The following is a 6,286-nucleotide window of genomic DNA, read 5'->3' as shown; positions in this document are numbered from 1 at the left end:
CCCCCCGGGCCCCGCGGACCAGGACGTCCGGGGGGCCCGGGGGGAGCGGGGGACGAGATGGGCTGGAACGGCGCCGACCTGTTCGTGCAGGGCGGCCTGGACGCGCTGCCGGGCGGGTTCGCCGCGGGGAGCGCCACCTCGACGCGCTTCGAGGGGTTCCCGGTCGCCGCCGCGGTGCGCGGCGGCGTGCTGCACGTGCACTTCCGCGGCGACGCCCTCGGGGAGGTGCCCGAGGCGCTGGCCGCGCGCAGCGGGGCCGCCCGCGCGGTGGCCGCCTGCTACGCCGGGGTCGCCGACACCTACGTGCTGGAGGTCGCCGAGGCGGGCGTGCCCACCCGCCTGCTGGTGGTCAGCGCCGGCGAGGCGGTCGTCGACGAGGGCGAGCCGCTGCCCGTGGAGGACGGCGAGCGCGACGACCCCGAGGAGTGGCTGTTCGTGGTCGTGGAGCGCCTGACCGGCACCGCCGTGCCCGCGCTGCCGGGGCTGGCGGAGACGTGGACGGAGCTGCGCGTGGTGTGAGCGCCGCGCTCAGGGGTGCGCGGTGCGCGGGGCCGGCTGGCACGACGGGCAGGTGAACGAGGAGCGGTTCATGAACGCGTCGCGGCGCACCGGGGTCCCGCAGCGCGGGCACGGCCGGCCCGCCCGCCCGTACACGGCCAGGGACCGGTCGAAGTAGCCGCTGGCGCCGTTGACGTTGACGTAGAGGGAGTCGAAGCTCGTGCCGCCGGCCTCCAGGGCGGCGCCCATCACCTCGCGCAGGCCCGCCAGCAGCTCCCGCACCTGCGCGGGGCGCAGGGCGCGGGTGGGGCGGGCGTAGTGCAGCCGCGCCCGCCACAGCGCCTCGTCGGCGTAGATGTTGCCCACCCCGGAGACCAGCGACTGGTCCAGCAGGGCGCGCTTGACGCCGGTGGTGCGCTCGCGCAGCCGCCGCGCGAGCGCGGCGTCGTCGAAGGCGGGGTCCAGGGGGTCGCGGGCGATGTGCGCGACGGGCGCGGGCAGGGACGGCGCCCACGCGGCGCCGGGGTGCTCGCCCAGCCCGCCGGGCAGACCGTCGGGCGTGGGCACCAGCGGCACCACCGCCAGGCCGCCGAAGGTGCGCTGGTCCACGAAGCGCAGCTCGGTGCCGGCGGCGTCGGCGGGCACGCGGGTGCCGTCGAAGCGCCAGCGGGCGCGCAGGTGCTTCTCCTCGGGGGCGTCCTCGGGCTCCACGAGCAGCTGCCCGCTCATGCCCAGGTGCACCACCAGGGCCTCGCCGGCGGCGCCGCGCCCGGGGTCCACCAGCGGCATCCACAGGTACTTGCCGCGGCGCACCGCGTCGGCGAGGACGGTGCCGCGCAGGCGGGCGACGGCGTCCTCGGGGCCTGCTCCGTGGCGGCGGGCCACCCGGGGGTGCAGCAGCTGCGTCTCGCGCACCCGGCGCCCGGCGACCCAGCGGGCCAGGCCGCGGCGGACCACCTCGACCTCGGGGAGCTCGGGCACGCGTCAGCCGCCGTTGCGGACGGCCCGCGCGGCCTGCGCCTCCTGCAGGGCCTGCACGGCCGCGCTGGCGGCCTTCTGCTCGGCCTCCTTCTTGCTGCGGCCCTCGCCGTGGCCGAGCACGGTGCCGCCGACGACGGCGTCGGCGCGGAAGCTCTTGGCGTGGTCGGGCCCGGAGTCGGTGATGGCGTAGGAGGGCACGCCCAGCCCGGAGGCGGCCGTGAGCTCCTGCAGCGCCGTCTTCCAGTCGGTGCCGGCGCCCAGGCGCTCGGAGGACTCCATCACCCCGGCCGTCAGGCGCAGCACGAACTCGCGCGCGCTCTCCAGGCCCAGCGACAGGTACGCGGCGCCGATGACCGCCTCCATCGTGTCGGCGAGGATGGAGGACTTGTCGCGCCCGCCGGTGGTCTCCTCGCCCTTGCCCAGGCGCACGTGGGCGCCCAGGTCCAGGCCGCGGGCGATGTCCGCCAGCGCGCGGGAGTTGACGACCGCGGCGCGCAGCTTCGCCAGGCGACCCTCGGAGACGTCGGGGTGGCGGTGGTACAGGGTGTCGGTGACCACGAGCCCCAGCACGGAGTCCCCGAGGAACTCCAGCCGCTCGTTCGTGGGCAGACCGCCGTGCTCGTAGGCGTACGAGCGGTGGGTCAGCGCCTGCACGAGCAGGCCGGCGTCGATGTCGACGCCCAGGGCGGCCACGAGCCGGGCGACGTCGGCGACGTCGCCCGGCCCGGTGGCGCGGTCCTGTTGAGCGGTCAGCTCAGAGGTCCTTGACCTTGCGGCCCTTGTACTCCAGGTACAGGGGGGTGCCGGCGGAGTCGGTGACGACGCGCGCGGTGTGCGGGCGCTGGTAGGCCACCTGGCCGCGCTGCACGGTGCGGGTCAGCGTCTCCTCGGACGCCTTCCACTGGGCGCGGCGCGACCGCGTGTTGCTGCGGGACATCTTCCGCTTCGGGACGGCCACGGTCAGCTCTTCTCTCTCGTGTCGGACGGGGTCTGGCCGGGCTGCTGCTCGAGCAGGCCCTGCAGGGCGGCCCACCGGGGGTCCGCCGGCTCTTCGGTGTCCTCGGCCTCGCCGAGCGTGCGCTCGGAGACGCCGATCTCGTAGTCCTGCTGGCACGGGCCGTCGCACTCGGGCTGGAACGGCAGCTCCAGCACGATGGCGTCGCGCACCGTCGGCTCGAGGTCGATGAGCTCGCCCGGCGCGATCTCGCGGACCTCGTCGTCGTCCTCGCCGACCTCCGCGGGCGTCTTGCCCGGGTAGGCGAACAGCTCCTGCACCTCGACCTCGACGTCCTGGCTCACCTCGGTGAGGCAGCGCACGCACTCCCCCACCGCGCGGCCGCGGACGGTGCCGGAGACCAGCACGCCCTCCATGACCGCCTCGAGCCGCAGGTCGAGCTCCAGGTCGCTGCCCTCCGGCACGCCGATGACGGCGATGCCCAGGTCCGCCGGCGCCGGGACCGTGCGCCGCAGCGTGCGCATCGTGCCCGGGCGCCGCCCCAGCTCGTGGGTGGACAGCACGAGCGGGGCGTTGGGGTCGAGTCGACCCTCGTGCACCTTGACCACAGCCCTGCCTCCCACGCGTTCGGAGCACCACTCGGCCCCGCCGCCCGTGGTCGTCCCCACCCGGCCGGTCCGTGGACCGGGGGTGGCCACGCTCACCGGCGTCGAGGCCGTGGACAAGGGTAGCCGAGCCGGGGCCCGGGTACCGAATCGCCCGGTGCCGCGGCCGGCGCGCCCCGCCGCGCGCCCCGCCGCGCGCTCAGCCCTCCCGGCCCGGCCGCGGAGCCGGGTGCGCCCCGGCGGGGGCCTGCGCGGCGGGCGGCTCCTGCCCGTCGGGGGCGCCCTGCTGCTCCTCGGCCCCGGCCGCGGCGGCGTCGTCCTGCTCGGGGGCGCGCACCTTCAGCCGGTCGCGGCCGCGGCGGGCCTGCTGCTGCAGGCGCTCCAGCTCCTCCTCGAAGTCGCCGAGCTTGCCGTCGCACCAGGCGTCGGCGTCCAGGCGCAGCCGGCGGGCCTCCTCGCGGGCGGTGGCCACGACGTGCTCGGCGCGCTCGCGCGCCGCGCGCGTGACGGCCTGCGCCTCGGTGAGCTCCTCGGCCTGCGCGCGGGCCCGGGCCAGCAGGTGGTCGGCCTCGGCGCGCGCCGCCTGGAGGACCTCGTCGCGCTGGGCCAGCACGTCGCCGGCCTGCTGGACCTCCGCCGGCAGCAGGCGCCGCACCTCCGCGACGAGCCGGAGCAGCTGCTCGCGGTCCACCACGACCGACGACGACAGGGGCACCGCGCGCGCCCCCGACACGAGCGCGGCGAGCTCGCCGAGCTTCTCGTGCACTTCCACGACTACCTGCCTCCAGAGGGTCCGCCGGCCGCTCCGCTCGGCGGCCGCGGGTCATCCTCCCCCACCGCCGCGGCGGATCCCAGCCGCCGCAGCAGCGCCTCGCGCACGACCCCCGGCACGAGGCCGCCCACGTCGCCGCCGTGGCGGGCGACCTCCTTGACCAGGCTGGAGGAGACGTGCTCGAAGCGGGGGTCGCCGACGAGGAAGAGGGTCTCCACCCCCGCCAGGTGGCGGTTCATCAGCGCCATCGGCAGCTCGTAGGCGTAGTCGGTGCCGCCGCGCAGGCCCTTGACGACCACCCGGGCGCCCAGGCGGCGGCAGTGGTCCACGAGCAGGCCGTCGGCGAAGCCCTCCACGACCACCCGCCGGGCGCGCTCGTCGCCGGTGGCGTCCAGGGCCTCGCGGACCAGCCGCACCCGCTCGGGGCCGGTGAACACCCCCCGCTTGGCGGGGTTGACGGCGACCCCGACGTGCACGACGTCGAAGAGGTCGGCCGCGCGCAGCACCACGTCGACGTGCCCGAGGGTCACCGGGTCGAAGCTGCCCGGGCACACGCAGCGGCGCACGGCCGGGTCGGCGGCGGGGGCGTCGGGGGCGTTCGCGTCGGGCACCCGGCGCACGTTAGCCGGGCGCGCTACGGGTGCACCGTCCACACGCCCGTCTCGCCGTAGCGGCGCTGCCGGGCGGGCGGCCACCCGTGCGGCCAGCGCGGCTCGGGGCTGCGCGCGGAGCGCTCCACCACCACGGCGGCGTCCTCGGCCAGCAGCGGCACCAGGGCGGCCAGCACGCCGGCGAGGGCCTCCTCGTCCACGGCGTACGGCGGGTCCAGCAGCACGAGGTCCCAGCCGCCGGCGGCGCCCGCGCGCGGGCCGGCGAGGAAGCGCTCGACGCGCTCGTGCTCCACGCGCACGCCCGGCAGGCCCAGCGCGGCGGCGTTGGCGCCCGCCGTGCGCGCCGCGGCGCGCGCGGCCTCCACCAGGACGACCTCGCGCGCGCCGCGGCTGGCGGCCTCCAGGCCCAGCGCGCCGGAGCCGGCGTACAGGTCCAGCACGCGGGCGCCGTCGACGGCGCCGGCCGCCTCCAGGGCGGAGAAGAGCGCCTCGCGCACCCGGTCGCTGGTGGGCCGGGTGGTGTCGCCCGGCGGGACCCTCAACCGCCGGCCGCCGGCCGCGCCGGCCACGATGCGCGTCACGTGCGCCCGCCGCGGCGCCGCGCCCGGGGGCCGCGGCGGGCGGCCGGTGCGGTGCGCGGGCCGGGCGGCGGGGCGTCCGGTCCGTCCACGCGGGCAGGCTACTGCCCGCCGCCGCGGGCGGTGCGGGGCACCGGCGCGGGCGGCGGCGCGGGCGCGGCGCCGGCGACGACGCGGTCGCGACCGGCCCGCTTGGCGTCGTACAGGGCGGCGTCGGCGCGGGCGAGCAGCTGCTCGGGGCCCTCGCCGGGCAGGCCGGCGCCGGCCAGGCCGACGCTGACGCTCAGCCGGGGTCCGGGCCGGCCGTCGGCCGCGGGGGCGCGCAGGCCCGCGACGGCGGCGCGGAAGCGCTCGGCGGCCTCCAGCGCCAGCGGGCAGGCGGTCCCGGGCGCGGCCGGGGCACCGGGCCCGGCGTGCACGAGCAGCACCGCCAGCTCGTCGCCGCCGAGGCGGGCGACGACGTCCTCCGCCCGGCACACCGCGCGCAGCTCCTGGGCCACCACGCGCAGCACGGCGTCGCCGGCGGCGTGGCCGTGCTCGTCGTTGACCTGCTTGAAGCGGTCGACGTCCACGAGCAGCACGGCGCCGACGGTGCCCTCGCGCAGGTGCCGCTGCAGGGCGCGGTCGAAGGCGCGGCGGGTGGCCAGGCCGGTGAGGACGTCCTCGGCGGCCTCGGCGCGCAGCCGTCCCACCAGCGCCTCCTGGCGGTTGCGCCCGGTGGAGGTCAGCCAGGTGACCACCGCGAAGGTCGTCGCCCAGGCGGGGGTGTCCTGCACGACCTCCCCCAGCCCGGCGACGGCGGTGAGCACGCCGACCTGCGCGGCCAGGCACGCGCCCGTGACGGCCCAGGCGGCCGGGCGGCGCAGGTGGTAGGCGGCGTAGACCGCCGGCCAGCCGAGGAACACCTGGGCGCTGAAGGAGGCGTCGCGGGTGAAGACGTCCAGGGCCACGATCTCGGCCAGGCCCACCAGGGCCAGCAGCGCCGCGCTCCAGCGCGGGGCGCGGCGGGGGGCGAGGACGGGCACCGCGCTGAGCAGCGCCAGGACGGCGGCCGCGGCCAGCGTCACCGCCAGCCCGCCGGGGACGCCGTTGAGGGCGTCGGGGACGAACAGGGCGTTGAGCAGCATGTAGACGGCGCCGACCAGGGCCAGCCCGCCGGCGGCGCGGGTGCCCGCGGCGCCGTCGCGGGGGGCCCACCAGGGCGCTGCGCGACGGGCCCGCCTCGCCGGAGCTCGCACGCCCTCCCATCGGGTGCCGGGGCGGGCCCGTCGCGCAGCGCCCTGGTG

7 protein-coding genes and 2 pseudogenes are annotated in these 6,286 nt (G+C 78.6%); 1 reads left to right on the top strand and 8 read right to left on the bottom strand.

Annotation, left to right across the window (positions count from 1 at the left end; translation table 11 throughout):
• Positions 1–519 (top strand): annotated as a pseudogene (locus GTR00_RS11710) (hypothetical protein); the annotation flags it as partial.
• Between the two features lie 9 nt (positions 520–528).
• On the opposite strand, the gene mutM reads toward GTR00_RS11710, so the two are convergent.
• The 8 genes and pseudogenes from mutM to GTR00_RS11670 form a co-directional block, all read right to left on the bottom strand.
• Entirely contained in the window at positions 529–1,479 is a 951-nt protein-coding gene (gene mutM / locus GTR00_RS11705) for a bifunctional DNA-formamidopyrimidine glycosylase/DNA-(apurinic or apyrimidinic site) lyase (RefSeq protein WP_166611798.1), read from the bottom strand.
• A gap of 3 nt (positions 1,480–1,482) precedes the next feature.
• A complete protein-coding gene (rnc, locus tag GTR00_RS11700; RefSeq protein ID WP_323132416.1) occupies positions 1,483–2,172 on the bottom strand; it encodes a ribonuclease III in 690 nt (229 codons plus the stop codon).
• 61 nt (positions 2,173–2,233) lie between these two features.
• Positions 2,234–2,437 carry a 50S ribosomal protein L32 gene (rpmF, locus tag GTR00_RS11695; protein WP_166611797.1) on the bottom strand — a complete coding sequence of 68 codons (204 nt, stop codon included), beginning with the start codon at positions 2,435–2,437 and terminating at the stop codon, positions 2,234–2,236.
• Positions 2,438–2,439: 2 nt separating this feature from the next.
• Positions 2,440–3,057, bottom strand: a complete 618-nt coding sequence (locus tag GTR00_RS11690; RefSeq protein WP_323132415.1) for a YceD family protein — start codon at positions 3,055–3,057, stop codon at positions 2,440–2,442.
• Positions 3,058–3,238: 181 nt separating this feature from the next.
• Positions 3,239–3,811 carry an ATP synthase F0 subunit B gene (locus GTR00_RS11685; protein WP_166611796.1) on the bottom strand — a complete coding sequence of 191 codons (573 nt, stop codon included), beginning with the start codon at positions 3,809–3,811 and terminating at the stop codon, positions 3,239–3,241.
• A 2-nt stretch (positions 3,812–3,813) separates the two neighbouring features.
• Entirely contained in the window at positions 3,814–4,422 is a 609-nt protein-coding gene (coaD, locus tag GTR00_RS11680; RefSeq protein WP_323132414.1) for a pantetheine-phosphate adenylyltransferase, read from the bottom strand.
• Positions 4,423–4,445: 23 nt separating this feature from the next.
• Positions 4,446–5,003, bottom strand: coding sequence for a 16S rRNA (guanine(966)-N(2))-methyltransferase RsmD (gene rsmD / locus GTR00_RS11675; RefSeq protein ID WP_166611795.1), 558 nt, complete (start codon positions 5,001–5,003; stop codon positions 4,446–4,448).
• Positions 5,004–5,164: 161 nt separating this feature from the next.
• A pseudogene (locus GTR00_RS11670) lies at positions 5,165–6,238 on the bottom strand (GGDEF domain-containing protein); the annotation flags it as partial.
• Between the last annotated feature and the right edge of the window lie 48 nt (positions 6,239–6,286).

Source organism: Kineococcus indalonis, assembly GCF_009906395.1.
Taxonomy (GTDB): domain Bacteria; phylum Actinomycetota; class Actinomycetes; order Actinomycetales; family Kineococcaceae; genus Kineococcus; species Kineococcus indalonis.
The sequence above is the reverse complement of the archived record's forward strand: the minus strand, read 5'-3'. Positions and strand labels throughout refer to the sequence as shown.